Raw genomic sequence first — 22,882 nt, 5'->3', positions numbered from 1 at the left:
GGGTTACTTGGGGCCGGTCAGGCGGCGTTCGCCTGCTGTGGTGAGCACGAAGACCTGCCAGTTGTAGTACGCGTGGTAGGCGCGCGGGTCGCGGCGCATCTGGCGGGCGTGCAGGAGCACGGCGTCCACGTACGCCTGGGACGGGTTGTAGGCGTGCAGGGCCCGCCGGTAGTCGCGCGGCGCGCCGCTGGCGTGGAGGTAGTTGGCCGCGGCCATGACGGCGTCCCGGGGGTTCTGGACGTCGCCGCCCATCCCGTACGCGCGCCAGGTCGCCGGCATGAACTGCATGGGCCCCTGGGCTCCGGCGTGGCTGTCGGCGCGTACCCGTCCGAACTTGGTCTCGACGAACATCACCGACGCCAGCACCTCCCATTCAACCCCGAAGCGGCGCTCGGCCCGCTTGAAGTGGCCGAGCAGTTCGGCGGCCGGGCGGGCCGGCTGGACCTTGAACACGGCCGACGGCTTGATGGGCCGGGTCAGGGCGAGCAGTCCGCGCAGGGCGCTGACGTTGTCCTTGGCCTGGGCGGCGAGGGCGGCGGGCAGGCGGGCGAAGGCGCGGTCGGCCAGGGCGCGGTGGCGGGCGGCGTGGCGGTAGAGGCGCTGCTGGTAGAGGGCCAGGAGCTCGACGTCCCGCGGCGGGGTGCCCGTCGGGGGGCGCCAGCGGTCGATGGCCGCGTTCAGCGCGGTGGTCGTGTCGCGCAGGGCCGTCGCCAGGCGGGCGGGGTCGGTGGGGAGCGGCGCGCCGGGGGCGGGGAGCGCCTGGCCGGAGGAGGCGCCGGCGCTCGCCGTCGCCGACGGGGCGGCGCCCGTCGCCTTCCCGGAGGCCGGGGAGGGGGCGGAGGCGGGGGAGGGCGAAGAGGGGGCGGCGGTCGTGGCCGTTGCGCCGCATCCGCCCGTCCCGGCGACTGCCGCGCTCACCAGCAGGAGACAGGCGAGCGTACGGCCCCGGCCGGTGCGGGGCTTCTGCGGGCGGGCGCGGAACGGGCGTCGGAGATCGTCCATGGTCGGCCAACCTACCTGCATCACGGCTTCATACCGGATATCTCACCCCGTATCGCTCCGCCGGGCGGCACTCGGCACTTGGGATGCGTACGCTTCTCACAAGGCGGCGGCGTGGCCGGGGATCGGCCGGGTAGAAGAGGACCCACCGGGAGGTGAGTGGCATCGACGGCGGAGAAGACGAGACGAGCTGGCGAGGGCCCCGGTTGCGGGCGGAGACGAGACAGGCGGACGGGTGCCTGGTCATGGGGTTGAGCGGGGAGCTCGACTTCATGCAGAAACCCGAGTTCCGGCAATGGGCGCTCGGCGTCGTGGCCGCCGGCCACAACGACGGGAACGCCGGGAACGCCGGGAACGCCGGGAACAGCGACAACAGCAGCGACGGCGGGAGCGCGGCGCCGATGGTCGTGCTCGACCTCAGGGGCATCGAGTTCTTCGACTCCACCGGGCTGTCCGTCGTCATCGCGCTGTGGAAGCAGGCGCGTGACGCCGGCGGCGATCTGGCGGTGGCCGGTCCGCCGCCGATCTGCGCCAACATGATGCGGCGTACGGGGCTGGCCGACCACATCGCCATGGGCGACACGGTGGCCGCCGCGGTGGCCGGGGCGGCGATCCTGCGCCGCACGAGGGGTGACGCGGCCGGCGACCAGGCCGCGGCCGGCTGAACCTGAACCCGGCCGGCCGGATGGTGGCGGGCGGGCGGCGGGGTCAGTCCTGGGTGAAGGAGTGCTGGGTGGCGCCGGCCGGGGCGCCGGTGAGGTGCTCGTACGTGCCGCTGACGTCCAGCAGCCGTTCCAGCACCCGCGGGCGCTGCTCCAGGTGCAGCCGGGTGCCGGCCGTCACGGCGTGCTGGTGGATCATCAGCAGCGCCGACAGGCCGCTGGAGTCGCAGAAGTGCAGCCCGTCGAAGTCGAGGTGCAGGTCGGTCAGGCCGCCGTCGGCGAGCGCGGCGACGGCGGTGGTCAGGAGCTCTCGCGCCGTGTTGTAGTCCAGGTCACCGGTGACGGCGACGCGCAGCACCCCCGGGCGGGGCGTGGCCTGGACGAGGGTCAGCGGGTCGGGGGCGAAGGCGGTCATGCGATCTTTCCGTGGCCGGGGAGCGGGATTTCGTGGGTCGGGGAGGCCGCGGCGCTCACGGCGTCGCGCCCCTGGGCGATCAGGGCCGAGGCGCGCGGGAAGTCCTCCAGCCGCCTGTCCAGCAGGTCGAGAGCCGGCAGCAACGTGCCCGCCGGGACGCCGCGAGCGGTCAGGACGCCGGCCGTCCAGGTGAGGAACCGGATGAACAGCCCGGGGTCGTCCACGTAGAGCGCGGCGGCGAGGAAGTCGACGATGTGCAGGATGTCCTCGGCGGTGTGCCTGCGCTGCTGCGGCGTGTAGTGCGCCATCGCCGGGACGCGTTCCTCCAGGCCGCCCATGACGTCCCTGACCAGGCTCCGGGCCGACCGGCTGACCATGGTGAACTCCTGGTCGTCCAGGTGGGGCAGGTCGTCCACGGCCTGGCGGGTGGCGACGGGGCGGGGCAGCGGGCCGGCGGCGAGCCGGTCGGCGGCGGCGGCGCCGTCGGCGGCCCAGGCGTCGGCGCCGAGGAGGCGGGCGTAGCGGCCGTCCGGTCCGAACGCGGCGCCGCCGGCCATCACCGGCGTGCCGGTCGCCTGGCAGGCGGTGATGGCGGCGTGGGCGCCGGGCAGCCGGGTGGGGATGGAGCTGGACAGCGCCACCACGTCGCAGGCCGTGCGGTGGAGGTGGGTGATGAGGTGGGGCGTCGGCACCTGCGCGCCGAGGTAGTCGACCCGCCAGCCGCGCAGCCGCAGCACCTCGGACAGGATGCGGGCGGGCATGGCGTGCCACTCGCCGTCGATGCAGGCTACGGCGATGCGCCCGCGTGCCGGGCCGTTCGCGGCGGCGCGGGCGGCTGGGTGGTGGGCGAGCGCGGCCAGCACCCGCTCGTTGACGGCGGTGGCGGTGTGCTCCTGCGCCACGGTGATCTGGTTGCTCTCCCACTCCCGGCCGACACGGGCCTGTACGGGGGCGACCACGTCCAGCAGCAGGGTTTCCAGCGAGATGTCCTGGTCGAGCGCGGCGAGCGCGGCGTCCGTGGCGGCGTACTCGTCGCCGGCGACGGCGGCGTCCCAGAGTTTTTCGCGCCAGGCGGAGAGTCCGTCTGCGTGCGTCATGCGGTGAACCTTCCCCGTCCGTGTCCTCCCACCGCGCTCAGATGTGCCCCGCGCGGCGCGGTGATGGCGATGACGGCCATGTCATCGTGATCGCCACCTCCTACCCACTGGGACGACAACATCTCCACACGCTCTGTGATCGCCTCGGGCGGCATGCCGCCGCACTGCCGCAGCTCCTCCTGCAGCCGCTCGTCGCCGAACATCTCGTCGCCGAGCGGGCCGCCCATGGCCTCGGTGATGCCGTCGGTGTAGAGCAGGCAGGTCTCGCCGGGTTCGAGGACCACGGTGTCGGTGACGCTCGTGACGCGTTCGAGCATGCCGATGAGGGTGCCCTTGGTGCTGGCCACGTCGACGCGCCCGTCGCCGCGCACGACGAGCGGCGGCGCGTGCCCGGCGCTGGTGACCCGGAGCAGGACGCGGTTGCCGGCCCGCTGGATCGAGGCCAGGACGAGCGTGACGAACCGGGAGCGGTCGCCGCCCTTGAGGAGCACGCCGTTGAGCAGTTCGAGCACGCGCTGATGGTCGCCGGCCATCGGCAGCAGGGCCTGCAGGGTGTGCCGGATCTTGCCGGTGAGCACGGCCGCCTCCAGGCCCTTGCCGGCCACGTCGCCGAGCACCACCAGCGACTCGTCGCCGGGCTCGGCGGGCGGGTGGAGGTCGTAGAAGTCGCCGCCGACGCGGGCGGTGTGCTCCGAGGGACGGTAGCGCGCGGCGACCTCGACGCCGTGCAGGCTCCGCACGCGGGGCGGCAGCAGCTCGCGCATGAGGGTCTCGGTGATGTCGGCCTGCTCGGCGTACAGGCGGGCGGCCGACATCGCGGCCCCGGCGCGGGCCGCGAACAGCCGGGCGAAGACCTCCTCGCCGTCGGAGAAGCACGCCTGGCCGCTGCCGCGCAGCAGCACGAGCGCCCCGGCCGGGACGCCGTGACCGGGCAGCGCGGTCACCACCATCGAGCCGATCTCGCCGAGCCCCTCGCGGGCCAGCCAGCCGGGGGCGGCGGCGGGGTCGATCCAGCGGGAGGGCAGCGGCGGGTAGCCCTGCAGCGCCTCGGCGAGCCCCGGCACGGCCTCGGGATCGACGGCCAGCTCCTCGCGGACGACGACGCCGTCCGGCCCGCAGTACGCGATGGGGTGCCGGCGCCGGTAGGGCGGCAGGATGACCAGCGCGGCGTCGGCCAGGTGGCGGGCGGCCAGCCGGGCGGTCACCTCCAGGCAGCGGTCGAGGTTGAGCGAGGACAGCAGCTCGCCGGAGGCCTTGTCGAGGAACGACGTCCGCTCGCGTTCGAGGTGCAGGGCCTGGGTGGCGCGTTCGAGGTCGGTGGTGTCGGCCAGCCACCAGGCGATCACGTCGCCGTCGCGGACCGGACGCGCCTCGAACGTGGCCGCCCCGATGGAACCGCGCACCCCCTCAGGAAGATCGGCGTCCGTAAGAGCGGCGTCCGTAAGAGCGGCGTCCGTAAGAGCAGCGTCCGTAAGAGCGGCGTCGAGGGGAGGGACGTCAGGGAGACGGGTTGTGGAGGCGTGGGCGTGGGAGAGCCAGGCGGGAGCGCTGTCCGCGAGCGTCGCGCCGGGCACCGCCTCGGGCAGCAGCCGCAGCGCCGCGTCGTTGGCCTGGGCGATGACTCCCGCGGTGTCCACCACCAGGACCGGGTAGGGGGCGCCGCGCCACACGGCCCCGGTCTCGTCCTGTCCCAGGCTGCTCCTCAGAACTCTCAAAACAACGAGCCCGCCGCAACGGGCTCTGCCTCCCTGAATCGTGGTCGCTTATACACGTTCTCCTCTCCACTGTAGCCGAGGCTCGCCCACCGCCCCAGCTGCGGACGGCCCGGTCGAGCGCCCCCGACCGGCCGTCTCCAGTGCTTTCCAGTCGTTTCCAAGGGGCCGCGGCCAGGGTCTGACCGGTCAGGACAGAACGCACTCGGCGGACGGGGAGAAGATGGGCCAGACGAGGACCCGGTCGGTTCTGGGCAGGACGGGGGCGACGCTCGTCCTGAGCGCGGTGCTCGGTTGCGCGGCGGGCCCCGCCGACGCGGCCGACGCGACCGTGGGGGCGGCGGCGTACGTGGTGCGGGGCAAGGTGGTGAACTCCGCCGGCCGGCCGGTCCAGGGCGCGAAGGTCGTGGTGAAGGACCGGCGTTACTACAACAGCGACATCGTCCTGCACAGCGACGGCAACGGCATCTACCGGGCGCAACTGCCACGCGAACCGTCGTCCTGGCTGGTCAGCGCCTCGGTGACGCGGCAGTTCCACGGCCGGCAGTACACCTTCGACCTGGAGCCGTCCTCGACCGCCTCCGTGCGGGCGAGCGCCGGCGGGGTGCGCAACTTCACCTGGCGCGTCACGGGCAGGCGGCCGGGCGCCGACGGCCGGTACTACGGCGGCCTGGTCGCCACGAACCTGTGGTTCGACAACCTTCCTGAGGACGTCGACCAGGAGAACGTACGGCTGACGATGACCCCGGTCGGCCCGCTGATCGACGGCAGCGACGGCAAGGTGGTCTCCGGCCGCGCGCCGGTCTACACCGACAGCGGCTGGGCGGTGGTCGACGTGCCCCTGGGCCGCTACCGCATCACCGCGACGTACCGCTCGGCCACCAGCGGCAAGGTCTACCCGCTCCAGGTGAAGCTGACCGGCTCGGCCTCCTTCGGCCCGCAGGTCACCGCCGACTTCGAGCAGAGCGGGACCAACCAGCGGATCAGGCTGGAGGTCAGGTTCGGCTGACCCGGCCGTGCCGCGCCCGAAGAACGTGGACGACGAGATGAACGTGGACGACGAGATGGACTCGGACCACGGCACGGGCCTGGACCACGGCACGGGCCTGGACGACGGCACGGGTCTGGACGACCGCTCGGAGCCGGCGGCCGGCACGGGTTCGCGGGCTCCCGGGCGGGTGGCCGCCGGCCTGCTCGTCCTGGCGGCGGTCGTGGTGGCGGGCGCCCTGGTCGGCGGTCTCGGGCATTACGTGCGGCTCGACCGGCCGCTCCTGCTGGGGACGCTGGCGGCCAGCCTGGTCGTCGTCTCGGGGGCGCTCGCCTTCGGCGGCGGTCCGCGCGGGCCCGTCGTCGCGCTCGTGATGACAGGCGGACGGTCATCCTCGACCCCCGTTCCGGACGCCCCCTGAACCCGGGCCGCCCCGAAGGCGGCTGAGAGGCAGAAAAGGAGAGGAGCCGATATAATGATCATGCATCCCGGCGAGCAGGCGCTCCCGGGATCTTGCTTTTCATGCCCTCCTCACCTCATCGCGCGCTGCTCGCCGCGGCCGTCCCGCTGTTCCTGTCCATGAGCGCCGGGATCGTCGCCCAGCTCGTCACCACCTCCCTCCTCGGCCGTCAGGCCACCGCCCAACTGGCGGCCTTCGCGCTGGTCAACGCGGTGCTCACCCCCGTGACGGCCGCGGTGTCGGGTGGTCTGCGGGGGATGACGCCGTTCGTCGCCGCCTGCCGGGATCGTCCGGCGGAGGCGCTGCTCGTCCTGAAGGACGCGCGGTGGCTCACCGCCGCCCTCGGCACGGCCGGCGCGGGGGTCATGCTCGGCGTCCCGGTGATCGCGCGGATCGGCGGGGCGCCCGGCGAGGTGATGGCCGAGTTCGGGGCGCTGCCGCCGCTGCTGGCGCTCCAGGTGCTGCTGTACGCGGCGGGCAGCGGCGCCGGCGGCGTGCTGGTCGCGCTCGGACGCGGCCGGCTGGTGCTCTGGTCCGGTCTGTCGAGCACGGCCACGGGGGTGGTGCTGCAACTCGTTCTGGTGCCGCGGATGGGCGTCCAGGGCAGCGGGGTGGCGCTGCTGGCGTCCACCGCGGTGGCCGTCGCGGTGTCCAACACGCTGCTGCTGCGCCTGCCCGAGCTGGCCGGGCGGTCGTCGTGGCCGGGCCGCCCGCGGTGGCGGGAGATCGCGCGGATGGCGCGGGTGGGCGTCCCGCTGTCGGCCACGCTCGTCGTGAAGTTCGCGGTCATGGGCGGGGTGACGTACGCCGCCGCGCGGACCGGGGCGCAGGGGGCCGCCGCGCACGCCATCCTGCTGTCGCTGCACGGATTCCTCGGGCTGGCCGCCGTCGCGGTCGCGCAGGCCGCGACGCCGGAGATCGCCAGGGCGGCCCTGCCGGGCGAGGCCCGCCGGCTGAACCGGGCGGCCCTGACGATCGCCGCCGCCGGCGTGCTGGCCGGCGGGCTGGTGCTGGTCATCGCGGGGGAGGCGGTGCTCGGGCTGTTCACCTCGGACGCCGCCGTGCTCGCCGTCGCGGTCGGCCTGGCGCCGTTGTCGGTGGCGTACGCCCTGACCGACCACTGCGCGATCGTGATGTCGGCCGGGCTGACGGCGCTCAGGCGGTCGTCCTGGACGCTGGGGTCGGCCGTCCTGGGGAACGGCCTGCTGGCGTCCGTGGCGGGTCCGGCGGCGGGGGCGTGGGGGCTGCGGGGCCTGTGGCTGGCGTTGATCGCCGGTTCCCTGCTCGTCCTGGTGACGCAGACGGCCGGTTTCCTGCGGTTCAGCGCGCGTTAGAAGGGAGGGAAGGGGGCTCCGGCGGGCGGAGCCCCCTCGCCGTCAGGTGCGGTCCTGGGTCAGGACGCTGGACAGGAACGCCCTGGTCCGCTCGTGCCCCGGGTTGGCCAGCAGCTCGGCCGGCGGGCCGCTCTCGACCACGACCCCGTCGGCGAAGAAGGCCAGCCGGTCGCCGACCTCCCTGGCGAAGGCGATCTCGTGGGTGACCACGACCATCGTCATGCCGTCGGCGGCCAGGCCGCGCATGACCTCCAGCACCTCGTCCACCAGCTCGGGGTCGAGCGCGGACGTGGGCTCGTCGAACAGCATCAGCTCCGGGCTCATCGCCAGCGCCCTGGCGATGGCGACCCGCTGCTGCTGGCCGCCGGAGAGCTGGTGGGGCCGCTTGTGCGCGTGCGCGGCCAGGCCGACGCGCTCCAGGTGCTCCATCGCGGTCGCCCTGGCCCGCTCCGCCGAGACCCCGAGGACGTGGACGGGGGCGCAGGCCACGTTCTCCAGGGCGCTCTGGTGGGCGAACAGGTTGAACCGCTGGAACACCATGCCGATCCGGCGGCGGAAGACGGCGAACTCCTTGGGCGTCCACGGCCGGTAGCGGCCCTCGCGCAGGCTGTGCCCGACCTCCTCGCCGAGCACCCGCAGGCTGCCGCCGAGCACCGGCTCCAGCCCGTTGACGCAGCGCAGGAAGGTCGACTTGCCCGATCCGGACGGCCCGATCACGCAGCTCACCTCGCCCGGCGCGACGGTGAAGTCGACGCCGTTGAGCACCTGCGTGTCGCCGAAGCCCATGCGCACGCCCGTGGCGTGCACGACGGGGCTCACGCCGCCGCCTTCGGCAGGATCCGGGCCGCCAGCCCGCCGCCGCGGACCAGCCGTACGGCCTCGGAGCCGAACCGGCGTTCCAGGCGGCCCTGGAGGAAGGTCGCGACGGCGGTCATCAGCATGTACCACAGGCTCGCCACGATGAGCAGCTCCATGATCAGGTTGTTGGCCTTGTAGATCTGGCTGGCGTTGGTCATCAGGTCGTGCCCGGCCACCACGTAGACCAGCGACGTGGTCTTCAGCATGGAGATGAACTCGTTGCCGGTGGGCGGGATGATGATCCGCAGCGCCTGCGGCAGCACGATCACGCGCATGCGCTTGGCCGGGGTCATGCCCAGCGCGTACGCGGCCTCGGTCTGCCCGTGGTCGACGGCCTGGATCCCGGCCCGTACGGTCTCGGCGAAGTACGCCGCCAGGTTCAGCCCGAGCCCCAGCATGGCCGAGGTGAAACCGGTCATCACCTCGTTGGTGTCCCACTTGACGCCGATCATGGTGAACGGCACCTTGAGCACCAGCTCGGGGAACAGGAAGGCCAGGTTGTACCAGAAGATGAGCTGCACCAGCACCGGCGTGCCGCGGAAGAACCAGATGTAGAGCGTGGCCAGCCCGCTGAGCACCGGGTTGTGCGACAGCCGCATGATCGCCACGGCGACGCCGAGCACCAGCCCCAGCACGGTCGCCAGCACCGAGATCTCGATGGTGACCCAGACCCCGGCCAGGATGCGGTCGTTGAACAGGTATTCGGCGACCTTGCCCCAGTCGAGGCGCGGGTTCACCACGACCAGGTAGACCAGCCAGCCGGCGATCGCCGTCACGACGGCCGCGGCCAGCAGGCGGCCCCAGTGGCGGGTCCTGGCGACCGGGACGTGCTCCCCGGACGGCCCGGTGAAGGGTTCCGTGCGCATGGTCACTTACCGCCGTTGACGACAGCGGACTGGACGGCCAGCTTGTCCAGGTTCCACGCCTTCAGCAGCTTGGCGTACTCGCCGCCGGCGATGAGCGAGTCGAGCGCGCCCTTCACCGCGTCGACGAGCTCCTTGTCGTCGGGCTTCATGCCGATGCCCCACGGGCTCTCGGTGCCCTCCAGAGCCATCGCCTCGACGTCGAGCTTGGGGTCGGCGGCCTTGCTGGCGGCCACCACGTAGTCGGTGATGGTGGCCTGCGCCCGCCCGCCGGTGACCTGGATCAGGGCCTCCTGGTCGCCGGGGAACTTCAGGATGTTCACGGCCGCCTTGCCGGCCTTCTTGCAGTCGGCGTCGTACTGCTCGGCCAGCTCCATGGACGAGCCGTTGTCGACGACGGACACCGTCTTGCCGCACAGCTCGGCCGGGCCGCCGATCTTGGCCGGGTTGCCCTTCTTGACCAGCAGACCGGCGCCGGCCTGCACGTAGTCCACGAACGTGACCTGCTTCTGCCGCTCCGGCGTGTCGCTCATCGAGGAGATGACGAAGTCGTAGCGGCCGGTGAGCACGCCGGGGATCTGGGAGTTGAACTCCTCGTCGGAGATGGTCACCTTGGCGCCGAGCTTCCTGGCGATGGCCCTGGCCAGCGCCGGGTCGAAGCCGATCGCCGTCTTGCCGTCGGTGGCGTACAGCTCCATGGGCGGGTAGCCGACGGACGTGACGACCTTCAGGCCCTGGGTCTTCAGGCGGGCGGGCGCCTTGGCGGCGAGAGCCTGGTCCGGGGTGATGGCGTTGATCACGTCGGCCGCCTTCTCCTCGGTGGGGGCCTGGTCGAGGGTGACCGCCGCCGCGCCGCCGTCCGCGGGGGCGGTGGCGTCGTCGCCGCCGCCGTCCAGGGACTGGGCGCCGCAGGCGGTGGTGGCGGCCAGCAGCGCGCCGGCGGCGAGGGCGGAGAGAGTGCGGATGTTCACGAGGGGGTGCTCCTTCAGGATCGCTGCCAGCGGACTTCGCCGCCGACGACGGTGGTGAGGACCTGGGTGCGCAGCACCGCCTCCGGCGGCTCCAGGTACGGGTCGGTGTCCACGGCGATGAAGTCGGCGAGCATGCCGGGCGCGAGCACGCCCTTGCGGTCCTGCTCGCCGGCCGCGTACGCGGCGCCGAGGGTGTGCGCGGTGATCGCCTCGGCCATGCTCAGCCGCTGCTCGGGCTGCCAGCCGCCGGCGGGCGTGCCGTCCTGCCGGGTACGGGTGACCGCGGCGTACAGTGCGGCCCACGGGTCGGGGCTCTCCACCGGCGCGTCGGAGCCGAAGGCCAGTGCGACCCCGGCGTTGAGCATGCCCCGCCAGGCGTAGGAGGCCAGGTCGTGGCCGGCGAGCAGCGAGTCCACCAGGGCGATGTCGGTGGTGCAGTGCACCGGCTGCATCGAGGCGACGACGCCCAGCCTGGCCATCCTGGTCAGGTCCTGGGGACGCAGGTGCTGGGCGTGCTCGATGCGGTGCCGCAGGCCGGCGGTGGGCCCGATCGCCTCGTAGGCGTCGAGGACCAGCCGGTTGGCGCGGTCGCCGATGGCGTGCGTGGCGACCGCGATGCCGGCCGCCGCCGCCTTGCTGAAGATCCGTACGAGGTCTTCGTACGGGGTGACCGCGATGCCGGTGTTGTCGTGCTCACCGGCGAACGCCTCGTGCATGTGGCAGGTGTGCGAGCCGAGCGCGCCGTCGCTGAACACCTTGACCGGCCCGGTGCGGACCCAGTCGTCGCCCTGGCCGGTACGGCGGCCCTCGGCGATGGCGGCCTCCAGGGCGACCGTGGGGATCGCCTTGTGCACGCGGATCTTCAGCTCGCCGGCGTCGCGCAGCTCCAGGTAGGCGGCCCGGCAGTCCTCGCCGTCGATGTCGTGCACGCTGGTCAGCCCGAACGACAGCAGCTCCTCCTGGCCGGCGCGCAGCCGGTCGCGCAGGTCGCCGGAGACCATGAGGGCGCGCAGCGGGTACGAGGCGGACTCGCGCAGGATGCCGGTGGGCTCCCCGTACGCGTCCCGGACGATCTCGCCGCCGACCGGGTCGGGGGTGGAGGCGTCGATCCCGGCCATCCGCAGGGCGGCGGAGTTGGCCCAGACGGTGTGGCCGTCGACGTTGGGCAGCGCCACGGGCAGGTCGGGGCAGACGGAGTCGAGGGCCTGGCGGTCGGGCTGGACCGGCGGGTTCCAGATGTTGCTGTTCCACCGTCCGCCGAACAGCCAGGCGCCCGGCCGCAGGGTGGCCGCGTGCTCGGCCACCTTGGCCAGGGCCTCGTCCAGGGAACGCACGTCGCGCAGGTCGACCGCGCCGAGACTCTGGGCGTACTGGGCCGTGTGGATGTGGGCGTCGTACAGGCCGGGCAGGACGGCGGCGCCGTCGAGGTCCACCAGCTCGGCTCCCGGGCCCGCCGCCGCGCGCACGTCGGCCTCGGTTCCGACGGCGACGATCAGCTCGCCGTCCACGGCCATGGCCTGGGCGGCGGGGGCGCCGTTGGTGCCGGTGCGAATGGTGGCGTTGCGGTATACGCGCATGTCATGGATCTCTCAGGGGTTCGGGTGGGGTGGTGCGGCTCACTGTAGAAGTGGCGGAAAGAAGTAGGAAGCGATATAAACACGACATTTAGCAACGCTGAGGGCAAGGAACGCTTATGCTCAAGCCGGAACATCTGCGCACACTGCGTGAGGTCGTGCGTCTGGGGTCGTTCGCGGCGGCGGCGAACCGGCTCGGTTACACCTCCTCGGCCGTCTCCCAGCAGATGGCCGCGCTGGAGCGGGAGACCGGCGTGCGGCTGTTCGACCGCTTCGCCCACAGCGTGCTGCCGACCAGCGCGGCGGAGGTGCTGGCCAGGCAGGCCGAGACCGTGCTGGCCGACATCGAGCGCATGGTGGCCACCGTCCAGGCGGTCCACCGCAACAGCGAGCCGCAGATCCGCCTCGGGCTGTTCCCCAGCTTCACCGGCGTGCTGGCCGATGTCATGCGGCGGATGGAGCCGGAGGACCGGGCCGGGATCCGGCTGTCGGTCGCCGAGTCGTCGCAGCTCATCGCCCGTCTGGGCAGCGGCGGCGAGATGGACGCCGCGGTGGTCTACCAGGTCGGCAACACCGGGCTGTCGTGGCCGTCGGTGCTGACCAGACGGTGGATCGCCGAGGACCGGTACCGGCTCGTGCTGCCCCGGCTGTGGCCGGACCTGTCGCCGTACCGGGCCGAGCAGCTCGTGGACCTGCCGTGGATCATGCACCATCCGGCCAGCAGCGACGCCACCCTCTTCGAGGCCCTGTTCGCCCACTGGAGCCTGCACCCGCGGGTGGTCTGCCACTCCGACGACTTCAAGATCACCCTGTCGCTGATCGGCGCCGGCGTGGGCGCGGCCCTCATCCCCGACCTCGCGCTGCGCGGCCACGGCGAGGACGTCGTGGTGGTCGACGTGCCGTGGCTCAACATCAGCCGCAGCATCTTCACGCTGGTCCACCCCGACCGCGAGACCGCCCGCCTGCAGTGGCTGCTGGACGAGCTGACCGTCTGAACCGCTCTCGACGCGGCCTTGCTCGACGCGGCCGGGGCGCATCTGCCAGCATGTGCCGGATCACCCCCCGGGCCGCGGCCACCTGGCGTCGCCGTGCCCGCGCAAGGCTAAGGAGATCTTCCACCGTGGAACGCGAGGCGGCGATCGCCCAGTCCGCCGAGGCAATCCGCCTCCACAGCGGGCGCCACATCCTCATCGAGGCCGGCCCCGAGCCCGTCCTCGGCCGCCTCGGGCGCGACGACCGCCGCACGCCGGACGGCCCCCTGCGGAACTGGACGTACGTCGTCAAGGACATGATCGACGTGGCCGGCCTGCCCACCACCCGCGGCTCCGCCCTGTACGGCGCCGAACCGGCCCTGGCCGACGCCCGCTGCGTCGAGCTGCTGGACGCGTCCGGCGCGCTGCTGGTCGGCAAGGCGAACCAGCACGAGTTCGCCTGGGGCGTGACCAGCGAGAACCCGCACTGGGGCGACGTCGGCAACCCGCGCCACCCGCACCTGACCCCCGGCGGTTCGAGCGGCGGCACCGCCGCGGCGCTCGCCGCCGGGATCGCCCGGTTCGGGCTCGGCACCGACACCGGCGGCTCGGTGCGCATGCCCGCCGCCTGCTGCGGCGTCGTGGGCCTGCGCCCGCGCTCGGGGGCCGTGCCCGCCGCCGGGGTGGCGCCGCTCGCGCCGTCCTTCGACGTGGTCGGCCCGATGGCCACCTCGGTCGCCGACTGCGCCCGCGTCTGGCAGGCGCTGACCGGCGAGGCCGTCGAGCCGCCCGACTCGCTGGCCGGGCTGGTCGTGGGCGTCGTGGAGGGCTGCGGGCAGGCCGGGGACTTCGCCGAGCTGGGCGCGCGGCTGCGCGAGGTGGCCCTGCCCGCCGAGGTGCTGGAACCGTACTGGACGATCGTCGGGGCGCAGGCGCGCCGGACGCACGAGGGCACCTACCCCGAGTGCGCCGCCCGCTACAGCCCCGGGGTGCGCGCCAAGCTGGCCGCCGCCGGCGGCGTCGGCCACGAGGAGTACCGGCGGGCCGTCGAGCGGCTGGCGGCGCTGCGGGCCGCGTTCGCGGCCGCCGTCGAGGGGATCGACCTGCTGGTCATGCCGACGCTCGGCGCCCCCGCGCCCCGGGTCGGCTGCGACGAGGCCCGGGTGCGCGGCGCGGTCGGCCGGATCACCGCGACGGTGTCGGCCCTCGGCCTGCCCGCCCTGGCCGTCGGCGACCTGCAGCTCGTCGCCACGAGCGAGGCCGCCGTGCTCCGGGCGGGGATGTGCCGTGAGGCCCGCGGCGGGACGATCCCCGAGCCGCGCTGATCCTCGGGGATCCGCTGGTCAGGCCGCCCCGGGCAGGCTCCACGGATCCACCGGCACCACCTCGGCGCACCGGCCGTACGGGTCGAGCAGCCGCCCGTACAGCTTCGACTGGCGCAGCACGATCTGCCGGTCGGCCACGGTGACGTGCGGGAAGCGCTCCTCCAGCCGCACCACCAGCGGATGCAGGTCGGCCACGCCGTGCAGGCCGACCGTCAGCAGCATGTTCCGCGGCCCGGCGAGCGCCGCGCACGTACGCGTCTCCGGCCAGCCGAGCAGCGCCCGGCCGGTCTCCTCCAGCAGCGCGTCGGGCATCCGCAGCCACAGCAGCGCGGCCGAGTGCCAGCCCGCGTGCGAGCGGGCCAGGTCGCAGCGGAAGTCGAGGTCGCCGGTGGCCACCAGCCTGGTCAGCCGGCGCTGCACCGTGCGCTCGGACGTGCCGACCGCCCTGGCCAGCTCGGCGTAGGGCGCGCGGCCGTCGGGGAGCAGGGCGGTGAACAGCCGCCGGTCGATCTCGTCCATCTCCCTGGTCGACTCCGGCGCGGCCGGCCGCCTGGCCAGGGCGGCGGCGGTGCGCGGCGGCAGCACCCGCAGCCGCCACCGGCACGACGCCTCGAACACCCGCGTGGCGACGTGCGTGCGGACCTTGGCCACGCCCGGCACCCGGGGCAGCGCGGTGAGCACGTGGTCGGCCAGGGCCGGCATCGACGGGGCCACGGCGATCACGAACAGGTCGTGCCCGGCGGCGACGTGCTGGACGGTGATCAGATGCCGCTCCCGCGCCAGCGCCGCCGCGACCTCGGCCGCCGCGCCGGCCGCGCAGTCGATCTCCAGGAACGCCATGCTCAGCGCGTGCATCTGGCGAGGACCGAGGGCGACCGTGGTCCACGCCTCGCCGGTGCTCGTGAGCCGCTGCCAGCGCCGCGCCGCCGTGACCGGGTCGGCCCCGACGGCCGCCCCCACCTCCACCCAGCTCGCCCGCGGACTGATCTGCAGGGCGTCGATGAGCTCAAGGTCGGACTCGGCCAGCAACGACGGCGGCTCCACGCCGGAATCCTGCATGGATCCTCCCTCTATGTCTGATTGCTGCGTTCCAGCGGTCGGGACACCCTATACCGGGATCCTGGGCCCCGACCGCCGTCAGGCGCAGCCACCGGAAAGGGAGACCCGCGGATGACCTCGCTCGGCCGGGCCAGGATGGTCGGCGTGCTGGGCGGCATGGGCCCGGCCGCCACCGTCGACTTCTACGGCAAGCTCGTGGCGGAGACCGCCGCGACCGGCGCGACCGGCGACCAGGAGCACGTGCCGGTCGTCATCTGGGGCGACCCCCGCGTCCCCGACCGGTCGACGAGCCTGCTCGGGCAGGGTGAGGACCCGACACCGCAGTTGCGGCGCGGCGTCGAGGCGCTCGGCCGGGCCGGGTGCGAGGTGCTGGCGGTGCCGTGCAACACCGCGCACGCGTTCGTGCCGCGTCTTGCCGAGGAGGCCGGGCTGGAGCTGGTCAGCATCGTCGAGGTCACCGCCGCCGCCCTCGCCGCCGACGGCGTCCGCGCCGCCGGCCTGCTGGCCACCACCGGCACGCTCCGCGCCGACCTGTACGGCCCCGCGCTCCGCCGGCACGGCGTGACCCCGATCGAGCCGGACGAGCCCGGCCAGCGCGAGGTCATGGCCGCCATCGCCGCCGTCAAGGGCGGCCGGCCCGGCCGGGAGCACGCCGACGCGCTGGCCGCGCAGGCCCGCTCGATGGCCGCGCGCGGCGCGCGGCGCGTGGTGGCCGCGTGCACGGAGGTGCTGCTCGCCCTGGACCCGGCCACGGTCCCGGTCCCCGTCGTGGACCCCGCCCGCCTGCTGGCCCGCGAGGTCGTGCGTGTGGCGCTGGCCGCCCGCGGCTGAACCGGACTTCTTTCACTTCCGCCTCTCAAGTCACATCCAAGCCACTTCCAATCTCCCGATGGTGGGCTTGGCGCATGAGCTGAGGACGTGCCCGCACGTCCGCGAGCCGGGGGGCTCGCAGCTCGATGTGAAGGGAGGTTACGACCATGAGCAAGAAGATCGTGAGTCTGGACGATCTGGGTGAGGAACTGGCGGTGATCGAGGAGGCCGATCTCGGCCTCGTCGCGGGCGGCATGCGGATGCAGCGCTGCTACGGCACCAACGGCAACCCGCCCACCGACTGGGTCTCCGACTACTGATAGAGACGATTCGCGGTCGCGTGGGAGGGGAGCCCGCTCTCCTCCCGCGCGGCTGGGGGGACACGTGCTACTGATTCTGAGCGAGCCCGGCGACGCGACCGTCGACCTGGTCCTGCCCAAGCTGAAGGCCCGGGGCGCGGACGTCCTGTGGTGGGATCCGGGCGAGTACCCGTCCGCGGCCCGGCTGACCGCGCGCTTCGGCGCCGACGGTGAGGAACTGACCCTGACCAGGGACGGGCAGGTCTTCGACCTCTCCGGCACGACGGCCGTCTGGACCCGGCGCCCCGGACGCCCGCGCGCCGCGGACGACGTCACCGCGGACGACCTGCGGGCGCGGGCGGCCGAGCTGTCGGAGTGGTTCACCGACGGCCTGTGGGAGCTGCTGGACGCGCGCTGGCTGCCGGCCCGCCAGCCGGTGCTGCGCAGGGCGCACAACAAGCTGGTCCACCTGGCCCTGGCCCGGCGGCTGGGCTTCACCACGCCGCGGACCGTGATCACCAACGACCCGTCCGAGCTGGTGCCCGCCTACGAGCACGCGGACGGGCGGCTGATCGCCAAGGCGATGGAGCACACCCTGTTCGAGATCGACGGCGGCGCGCACGCCGTCTACACGACCGTGGTCACCCGGCGGTCGCTCGGCGGCCGGGCGCGGATGGTCCACGAACCGGTCATCCTCCAGCCGTACGTGCCCAAGGCGGTCGAGCTGCGGGTCACCGTGGTCGGCCGGCAGGCGTTCACCGCCGAGATCGCCTCCCAGGACTCGCCGCGCACCCGCGACGACTGGCGTCACTACGACTTCGCCCGCGCCCGCCACAGCGTGCACCGCCTGCCGGACGACGTCGCCCGCCGCTGCGCCGACCTGGTCGCGGCGCTCGGCCTGTCCTTCGGGGCGATCGACCTCATCCTCACCCCCGACGGGGAGTACGTCTTCCTGGAGATCAACCCCAACGGCCAGTGGGCCTGGATCGAAGACCTGACCGGCCTGCCCATCAGCGACGCCGTCGCCGACTGGCTCACCGCCGGAGAAACGGACGCGCAATGACTCAGCTCTCCCTCGGCCCGGCCCTCGAAAGCGGCGTGAACCTGCTGCACGGGCTGGCCCGCCGGCGTTCGGCCGTGGAAGAGGCCCGCCGCACCGCCGCCGCCTGGGCCCAGGCGCACCCGCTGCTCGGGGTCCAGCTCGTGACCAGCCCGCGTCCCGGCTCGCCGGTCGTCGACTACGACCTGCTGCTCGACCACCCGTCGGGCGGCACCATCATGCTCGGCGTGCAGGCCGAGGACGGCGCGTCCTGGCTGGTCGACCACTCGACCCACTGGGCCGCCGGTTACGTGCTGACCGTGGACGGGACGCACGTGTCGGTGTCCGAGGCGATGCTCATGCTGCGCTCGCTGGCGCGTCCCGGGATGTCGCCGCAGGAGGAGCTGGTCCGGTTCTGCGTGCTGCGCAACGCCGCCGAACGGGAGGAGGTCGGCCTGGCGGACGTCCAGGCCGCCGCGGACGGGTTCCGCAGGCGGCGCGGCCTGCTCGGCCACGACACGATGGCGGAGTGGCTGGACCGGATGGGCATGAGCGCCGAGGCGTTCCACGACCACATGACCATGACCGCCAAGGACCAGCGGTTCCGCGCCCGGAAGCGGGCCGAGCTGGCTCCCGCCTACCTCGACCGCCACCGTGACCGCTTCGCCGCGGTACGGGCGGCCTGGGTCCTGTCGGACGACCCGGTCGAGGCGGCCGAGCTCGACGGGCCGCTCGCCGGCCGCTGGGACCTGCGGCTGACCAGGGCCCGGACGTGGGCGGGCGAGCTGCCCGAACCGCTGCGGCAGGTGCCGGCCGGTGGCGTCGCCGGTCCGGTCCCCTACGAGGGGGGCTTCCTGACCGGCCAGGTCGCCGAACGGCAGGAGGCCGTGGCGGACGCGGCCACGCTGAAGGCCGCCGGCGAGGCCGCCTTCGAGGAGTGGCTGACCGGCGCCGCCCGGGAGGCCCGGATCACCTGGCACTGGCTCTGACGCGTCCGGCGCCCGCAGCGCTGGACCATTTGGAGTGATTTCTCCGGTCATGTCGGTGCCTTCGGGTACTGTGCCGCACGTGCGGCGGATGATCACCTCTCGGGGTCTGTGGTGGGCGCTCGCGGCGGCGGCCGTGGCGGTGGCGGCGGTCGTGTTCGTCCGCCGCTCGCGCACGCCGTACCCTGACCTGCCCGGCGAGCGTCCGGCTCCGGAAGGGCCGCCTCCCGAGCGGGACCTCCCGCCGCCGTGGCCGCCCGTCCCGATCCTCGGCACGCCGACGAAGGCGGACATCGAGCGCTACGCCACCAGACCGGCCGGCTTCTTCGACAGACCGGCCGTCGCCGCCTTCTTCGCGGAGCGGCCGCCCCTCGACGGCCCCACTCGGCGGCGGCTGAACCGCTGGGCCGCGGTGGCGGTGGCGGTCGTCGTGCTGGCCGGCGGCGCGCAGGTCCTGGAGTCGGCGGTGTTCTCCAAGGGCGACCACTCGACCAAGGAACACTTCGGCGGCTGCGCGCCGGTCTACGCGGACGCCGGCGTCGGCTGCTCCACCGAACCGCAATGGCAGGTGGATTCCGGCTCGGAACCGGGCATCGAGTGGTCCCCGGCCCTCGAAGCGGCCCCCGGCGACCAGCAGCGCGCCGAGTCCCAGGACCCGCCGCTCGCCCAGGAGGCCGTGGACGCCGACTGCCGCCCACGGACGGCCGAGCCGCACGTACGCGCGATCGACCCCAAGGTCACCCGCGCGGTCAACCGGCAGTGGCGGCGGATCGAGACCTGGCTCAAGGCCCACGCCCCCAGGAGCTACCGCACGCTCGGCAGGCCGGGACGGGCGAGGACCATCGCCGTCGCCGAGGCGCAGACGGGCCTGACCTTCCCCGACGACCTGCGGGCCTCGCTGCTGCGCCACAACGGTTCCGCCCTCGCCGAGGGCATCTGGCCCTTCGGCTTCCTGAACAACGTGAACATGACCGTCCGCCAGATCCGCGACCACTGGCGCACCCTGTGCGGGATCGACGCCACCGACGACTCCGACGACCCCCGCACCGAATGGTGGGACGGACGCATGATCCCCGTCGGCTCCGACGGCGGGGGCAACAGCCTGGTGATCGACTCCGTACGCCGGGACGTCGGCGAGACCGACCTCGAGGACAGCATGAGCTTCACCCCCGGCGGGATCCGCATCCGCTCCTACCACGCCCTGCTGAAGGCGACCGCCGACGCCCTGGAGACCGGCGGAACCGTCGGCTTTTGGAAGCCCGAGGCGGTCGCCGGCCAACTGGAGTGGAACCTCCCCTGACCCACCCGCCGCCCTGTCGACATCGCCGGCCGCGGGTGTCACGATGCGAGGATGACCGCTCCGCGGGTGATCACGCAGCCGGGACCGCGCGTGGCCGGAAGGCTGGTCCTGGCCGCCGTGGCGGGGGGCGTCCTGACCGCGGCTCTGCTCGCGTGGACCTTCCTGATGCCGGTCCTCATGCCCTCGTCGCAGGCGCGCTACTGCGGCGAGTACACCGGCTGCCTCGGCTACCTCTTCGTGACCTGGGAGTACGGCCGGTGGATCGCGCTGGTCGCCGCCTGGCCGCTGCTGCGCCTGCTGCGGGTGCGCCCGTCGTGGCAGGTCGCCCTGACGGCCGCACTGTACCTGCCGGCCGTCTGGCTCGCCGTCACCTGGCCGCTCGTTCAGTGACGCGCAAGCGGGCCCGCCGCCCGCGCCCAGTGATCGCCAAGACGCCGCCAAGTGCCTCCTGCGACGGTGAGTGCGCGACATTCACCACGACAGAGGGGGACGTTCCCAGATGAACGACTTCGAGACCGGCGCCCGCGAGCTCGACGACAACGAGCTCGCCGCCGTCACCGGCGGCATGTGGGCCAACTACGACTGGATGAACTACGACTGGCGCGACGCCGTCATCGACGCCCTGCCGTAACCACGGGCACACCGCCGGGGCCGCCCTGCGCAGGGGTGGCCCCGGCCTCGCGCCGGATCAGGGGCGGCCCATCGTCCGCACCATGACGGTCGCGGTGGCCGTGGCCACGACCTCGCCGCCCGGGCCGAGGAGCTCGCCGGCGAGGAAGCAGATGTCCTTGCCGCGCCTGACCACGCGCCCCCGCCCGACGAGCCGCCCGGGCCGCGCCGGGCGCAGGAACTGCACATGGAGGTCGAGGGTCGGCGCGAACTGGCCCTCCGGCAGCGTCGCCACCAGCGCGGGCCCCAGCGTGTCGTCGAGCATCGCGGCCAGGAAGCCGCCCTGGACCACGCCGACCGGGTTGGCGAACCGCTCGCCCGCCAGGAACGCCACCTCGATCGTGCCCGCCTCCGGATCGACCTCGACGAGCTCCCAGCCGAGCAGCGCCGCCGCCGGCGGTGGCGGAACCCGCCCCGCGACCATGTCCCAGAACATCCCGCGCCTGTCCGCGTGCGTGGTCATGCCCGCCATTGAACAGCCCGCCACCGACAGTCCGGGCGGCATGGGGTCAGGCGTCGAGTTCGGCGAGGAAGGCGGCGACCGGGCCCAGGCTGATCAGGCCGCTGCCCGCCCCGGCCAGCTCCGCCGCGGCGGGGGCGAGCGCCTGGCGGGCGCGGGCCGCCGTCCGCCGGTCGCCGACCGCGACGGCGGCCCGCGCGACCAGGCACCACATGGCCTCCAGCAGCAGGTCAGGGGGCGGTTCCGGGATCCGGCCGACCGCCTCGGCGGCCTGCGCGCCCCGTCCCTCCGCCAGCAGGACGAGCGGCCGCACCCACGGCTCGTACGGCCCCCAGTCCACGGCGTCCCGATCGCCCTCGCCCACGACCGGCAGGCCGTGCCGCACCCGTACGGACAGCAGCGCGAGCGGTAGCAGCCCGCGCCGCAGCCCCGGCATGCCGACGTCGTCCAGCCGGGCCGCGGCCGCCCGGTAGGCCGCCTCCTCCTCGGCCGCCGGGATGCGCCCGCCGGCCGCCTTCCGCAACACCCGGTACCAGTCGGTGAACACGCTGACCAGCGGCAGCTCGTTCCGTTCCGCCAGCCGGTCGGCGGCGGCCGCGTGCCGGTCGGCGGCGCCGAAGTCGCCGAGCGCCCCCAGCGCCTGGAGGCGCACGAGTTGCCCCAGCACCTCGTACGTGACCAGCCCGTGCCGCGCCGACAACGCGACCAGCTCGGCCCCGATCCCGTCCCGGTAGGAGGCCAGCCCGGCCCGTTCGAACGCCTGCATGAACACCCCGTTGAGCGCGAACGCCAGCAGCGCCGGGTCGTCGAGGCGGCGGGCGACGCGCTCGGCCTCGGCGGCGGCCACCGGGCCGCGGGCCGACCGGACGCCGCGCGACTCGACGGCGATCGTGGCCAGCAGCCGCGCCCGCGCCGCCTCGGACGCGCCGGGCGGAAGGCCGCCCAGCGCCCGTTCGGCCGCGGCGACGACCTGGGCCGCCTGCTCGGGGTCGTCCGACCGGGTCCAGATCGCCGGGACGTCGTAGGCGCCGATCACCCGCGCGGTCAGCTCCGGGTCGCCCAGCTCCTCGGCCGCCGCGATGGCCGCCGTCCGGTGCCCGCGTGCCGCCTCCAGGCCGCCGCCCCCGGTCACCGCGAGGTTGCGCAGCAGGCCGACCGTCGACTCCAGCCGCGCCCGCGCCCCGGCCCCCACCGTGCGGTCGTACGCCTCGGCCGCCTGCGCCCACACCCGGGCCGTGGCGTCGGCGGGGGCGGCGAGCCCGCTGTCCTGGTGCAGGATGTCCGACTCCAGGCGGCGCAGCCGCGGCCCGGGGTCCACCCCGAGGTGCTCGGCCAGGAGCGTGCGCGCCCGGCGCAGCACCGCCAGGGCGTCCCCCTGGCGTCCGGTGCGGTAGAGGGCGAGGGCGAGCAGCCGCCAGGCGTCCTCCCGCCAGGGGTGCTCGGCCACGTGCGAGTCCAGGTCGGCGACGGCCTCGGCGGCCCGGCCGAGCGTCAGTTGCGCCTCGGCCCTGAGCTCGACGGCGTGCAGCCGCAGCTCGGTCAGGCGGGTCCGTTCGGCGCGCGCCCAGTGCTCGTCGGCGAACTCGGCGTAGGCCGGGCCGCGCCACCAGCCGAGCGCCTCGGTCAGCCGGGCCGGTTCTGTCGGGCCGGCGGTCACGGCCTGCTCGAAGCGCCAGGCGTCGACGGCGTCGGGCGCGGCGCGCAGGGCGTACCCCGGGCCCTCGGTGACCAGCAGCCGGGCGGGGGCGCGCGGCGGGCGGGCCGGCTCCAGCGCCCGGCGCAGGGCGGCCACGAACGTGCGCACCGCGCCCACCGCGTCCGGCGGCGGATCGTCCCACAGGTCCGCCACCAGGCGCGTCACCGGGACGACGCGGCGCCGGGCGACGATCAGACGGGCCAGCACGGCGCGATGCCGCGGCCCCTTCAGCGGGATCGGCTCGCCCTCGTCGTCCCAGGCCACCACCGGCCCCAGCACCCCGAACACGCTCCCCATCCTTCCTGCTCACCGGATGCTCATCCGTGCCCGGCACG

At 74.2% G+C, this 22,882-nt stretch carries 24 protein-coding genes; 13 read left to right on the top strand and 11 right to left on the bottom strand.

Annotated features, from left to right (window positions below):
* Positions 1-3: 3 nt before the first annotated feature.
* Positions 4-1,002, bottom strand: coding sequence for a lytic murein transglycosylase (locus tag ACIBQ8_RS17370; protein WP_397176637.1), 999 nt, complete (start codon positions 1,000-1,002; stop codon positions 4-6).
* A 152-nt stretch (positions 1,003-1,154) separates the two neighbouring features.
* Between ACIBQ8_RS17370 and ACIBQ8_RS17365 the strand changes: the two genes are divergently transcribed.
* Entirely contained in the window at positions 1,155-1,664 is a 510-nt protein-coding gene (locus tag ACIBQ8_RS17365; RefSeq protein ID WP_397192395.1) for an STAS domain-containing protein, read from the top strand.
* A 43-nt stretch (positions 1,665-1,707) separates the two neighbouring features.
* On the opposite strand, the gene ACIBQ8_RS17360 is transcribed toward ACIBQ8_RS17365, so the two are convergent.
* The 3 genes from ACIBQ8_RS17360 to ACIBQ8_RS17350 are packed head-to-tail and all read right to left on the bottom strand — an operon-like array spanning position 1,708 to position 4,888.
* Entirely contained in the window at positions 1,708-2,076 is a 369-nt protein-coding gene (locus ACIBQ8_RS17360) for an STAS domain-containing protein (protein WP_397176640.1), read from the bottom strand.
* Positions 2,073-3,173 (bottom strand): B12-binding domain-containing protein, encoded by a 1,101-nt coding sequence (locus ACIBQ8_RS17355; RefSeq protein ID WP_397192394.1) that lies wholly within the window; start codon positions 3,171-3,173, stop codon positions 2,073-2,075. The genes ACIBQ8_RS17360 and ACIBQ8_RS17355 overlap by 4 nt, the downstream gene beginning before the upstream one ends.
* Positions 3,170-4,888, bottom strand: coding sequence for a SpoIIE family protein phosphatase (locus tag ACIBQ8_RS17350; protein WP_397192393.1), 1,719 nt, complete (start codon positions 4,886-4,888; stop codon positions 3,170-3,172). The genes ACIBQ8_RS17355 and ACIBQ8_RS17350 overlap by 4 nt, the downstream gene beginning before the upstream one ends.
* A 220-nt stretch (positions 4,889-5,108) precedes the next feature.
* Here ACIBQ8_RS17350 and ACIBQ8_RS17345 point away from each other — a divergent pair, with 220 nt between their 5' ends.
* The 3 genes from ACIBQ8_RS17345 to ACIBQ8_RS17335 all read left to right on the top strand — a co-directional run bounded on the left by ACIBQ8_RS17345 (position 5,109) and on the right by ACIBQ8_RS17335 (position 7,667).
* Complete coding sequence (locus ACIBQ8_RS17345; protein ID WP_397176646.1) at positions 5,109-5,894, top strand: hypothetical protein; 786 nt, start codon at positions 5,109-5,111, stop codon at positions 5,892-5,894.
* 7 nt (positions 5,895-5,901) lie between these two features.
* The gene (locus ACIBQ8_RS17340) at positions 5,902-6,294 is read left to right on the top strand and encodes a hypothetical protein (protein WP_397192392.1); all 393 of its coding nucleotides are present in this window, start codon (positions 5,902-5,904) and stop codon (positions 6,292-6,294) included.
* Positions 6,295-6,395: 101 nt separating this feature from the next.
* On the top strand, positions 6,396-7,667 hold the full coding sequence (locus tag ACIBQ8_RS17335; RefSeq protein ID WP_397192391.1) for an MATE family efflux transporter: 1,272 nt from the start codon (positions 6,396-6,398) through the stop codon (positions 7,665-7,667).
* A 42-nt stretch (positions 7,668-7,709) separates the two neighbouring features.
* Here the strand turns inward: ACIBQ8_RS17335 and ACIBQ8_RS17330 are convergent, their stop codons facing one another.
* From ACIBQ8_RS17330 to ACIBQ8_RS17315, 4 genes are read right to left on the bottom strand one after another with little or no spacing between them, the layout of a single operon-like run.
* Positions 7,710-8,453, bottom strand: coding sequence for an amino acid ABC transporter ATP-binding protein (locus tag ACIBQ8_RS17330; RefSeq protein WP_358301108.1), 744 nt, complete (start codon positions 8,451-8,453; stop codon positions 7,710-7,712).
* Between the two features lie 29 nt (positions 8,454-8,482).
* Entirely contained in the window at positions 8,483-9,391 is a 909-nt protein-coding gene (locus ACIBQ8_RS17325) for an amino acid ABC transporter permease (protein ID WP_352322116.1), read from the bottom strand.
* A gap of 2 nt (positions 9,392-9,393) precedes the next feature.
* A complete protein-coding gene (locus ACIBQ8_RS17320; protein WP_397192390.1) occupies positions 9,394-10,359 on the bottom strand; it encodes an ABC transporter substrate-binding protein in 966 nt (321 codons plus the stop codon).
* 14 nt (positions 10,360-10,373) lie between these two features.
* Positions 10,374-11,936, bottom strand: a complete 1,563-nt coding sequence (locus ACIBQ8_RS17315) for an amidohydrolase (RefSeq protein ID WP_397192389.1) — start codon at positions 11,934-11,936, stop codon at positions 10,374-10,376.
* Between the two features lie 116 nt (positions 11,937-12,052).
* Between ACIBQ8_RS17315 and ACIBQ8_RS17310 the strand changes: the two genes are divergently transcribed.
* Both ACIBQ8_RS17310 and ACIBQ8_RS17305 read left to right on the top strand, forming a co-directional pair.
* The gene (locus tag ACIBQ8_RS17310; RefSeq protein ID WP_352322122.1) at positions 12,053-12,928 is read left to right on the top strand and encodes a LysR family transcriptional regulator; all 876 of its coding nucleotides are present in this window, start codon (positions 12,053-12,055) and stop codon (positions 12,926-12,928) included.
* Between the two features lie 125 nt (positions 12,929-13,053).
* A complete protein-coding gene (locus ACIBQ8_RS17305) occupies positions 13,054-14,229 on the top strand; it encodes an amidase (protein WP_397192388.1) in 1,176 nt (391 codons plus the stop codon).
* Positions 14,230-14,247: 18 nt separating this feature from the next.
* Here the strand turns inward: ACIBQ8_RS17305 and ACIBQ8_RS17300 are convergent, their stop codons facing one another.
* Positions 14,248-15,288: an Lrp/AsnC family transcriptional regulator gene (locus ACIBQ8_RS17300; protein ID WP_397176657.1), complete on the bottom strand. Its 1,041-nt coding sequence runs from the start codon at positions 15,286-15,288 to the stop codon at positions 14,248-14,250.
* A gap of 111 nt (positions 15,289-15,399) precedes the next feature.
* Here ACIBQ8_RS17300 and ACIBQ8_RS17295 point away from each other — a divergent pair, with 111 nt between their 5' ends.
* From ACIBQ8_RS17295 to ACIBQ8_RS17265, 7 genes are all read left to right on the top strand, one after another.
* A complete protein-coding gene (locus tag ACIBQ8_RS17295; RefSeq protein ID WP_397192387.1) occupies positions 15,400-16,119 on the top strand; it encodes an aspartate/glutamate racemase family protein in 720 nt (239 codons plus the stop codon).
* A 146-nt stretch (positions 16,120-16,265) separates the two neighbouring features.
* The gene (locus ACIBQ8_RS17290) at positions 16,266-16,418 is read left to right on the top strand and encodes a hypothetical protein (protein ID WP_357985462.1); all 153 of its coding nucleotides are present in this window, start codon (positions 16,266-16,268) and stop codon (positions 16,416-16,418) included.
* Between the two features lie 64 nt (positions 16,419-16,482).
* Positions 16,483-17,460: an MvdC/MvdD family ATP grasp protein gene (locus ACIBQ8_RS17285; protein ID WP_397192386.1), complete on the top strand. Its 978-nt coding sequence runs from the start codon at positions 16,483-16,485 to the stop codon at positions 17,458-17,460.
* Positions 17,457-18,425 (top strand): TIGR04500 family putative peptide maturation system protein, encoded by a 969-nt coding sequence (locus ACIBQ8_RS17280; RefSeq protein WP_397176662.1) that lies wholly within the window; start codon positions 17,457-17,459, stop codon positions 18,423-18,425. The genes ACIBQ8_RS17285 and ACIBQ8_RS17280 overlap by 4 nt, the downstream gene beginning before the upstream one ends.
* Positions 18,426-18,513: 88 nt before the next feature.
* The gene (locus tag ACIBQ8_RS17275) at positions 18,514-19,722 is read left to right on the top strand and encodes an SMI1/KNR4 family protein (RefSeq protein ID WP_397192385.1); all 1,209 of its coding nucleotides are present in this window, start codon (positions 18,514-18,516) and stop codon (positions 19,720-19,722) included.
* Between the two features lie 51 nt (positions 19,723-19,773).
* Positions 19,774-20,112 carry a hypothetical protein gene (locus tag ACIBQ8_RS17270; RefSeq protein WP_397192384.1) on the top strand — a complete coding sequence of 113 codons (339 nt, stop codon included), beginning with the start codon at positions 19,774-19,776 and terminating at the stop codon, positions 20,110-20,112.
* A 109-nt stretch (positions 20,113-20,221) separates the two neighbouring features.
* On the top strand, positions 20,222-20,353 hold the full coding sequence (locus ACIBQ8_RS17265) for a bacteriocin (protein WP_352353089.1): 132 nt from the start codon (positions 20,222-20,224) through the stop codon (positions 20,351-20,353).
* Positions 20,354-20,410: 57 nt separating this feature from the next.
* Here ACIBQ8_RS17265 and ACIBQ8_RS17260 read toward each other — a convergent pair whose 3' ends face one another.
* Positions 20,411-20,854, bottom strand: a complete 444-nt coding sequence (locus tag ACIBQ8_RS17260; RefSeq protein WP_397176668.1) for a PaaI family thioesterase — start codon at positions 20,852-20,854, stop codon at positions 20,411-20,413.
* A 46-nt stretch (positions 20,855-20,900) separates the two neighbouring features.
* A complete protein-coding gene (locus ACIBQ8_RS17255) occupies positions 20,901-22,844 on the bottom strand; it encodes a BTAD domain-containing putative transcriptional regulator (protein ID WP_397176669.1) in 1,944 nt (647 codons plus the stop codon).
* Between the last annotated feature and the right edge of the window lie 38 nt (positions 22,845-22,882).

The organism is Nonomuraea sp. NPDC049646, assembly GCF_044465525.1.
Taxonomy (GTDB): domain Bacteria; phylum Actinomycetota; class Actinomycetes; order Streptosporangiales; family Streptosporangiaceae; genus Nonomuraea.
Note: the sequence above shows the minus strand (reverse complement) of the source record. Positions and strands in the feature narration are given on the sequence as shown.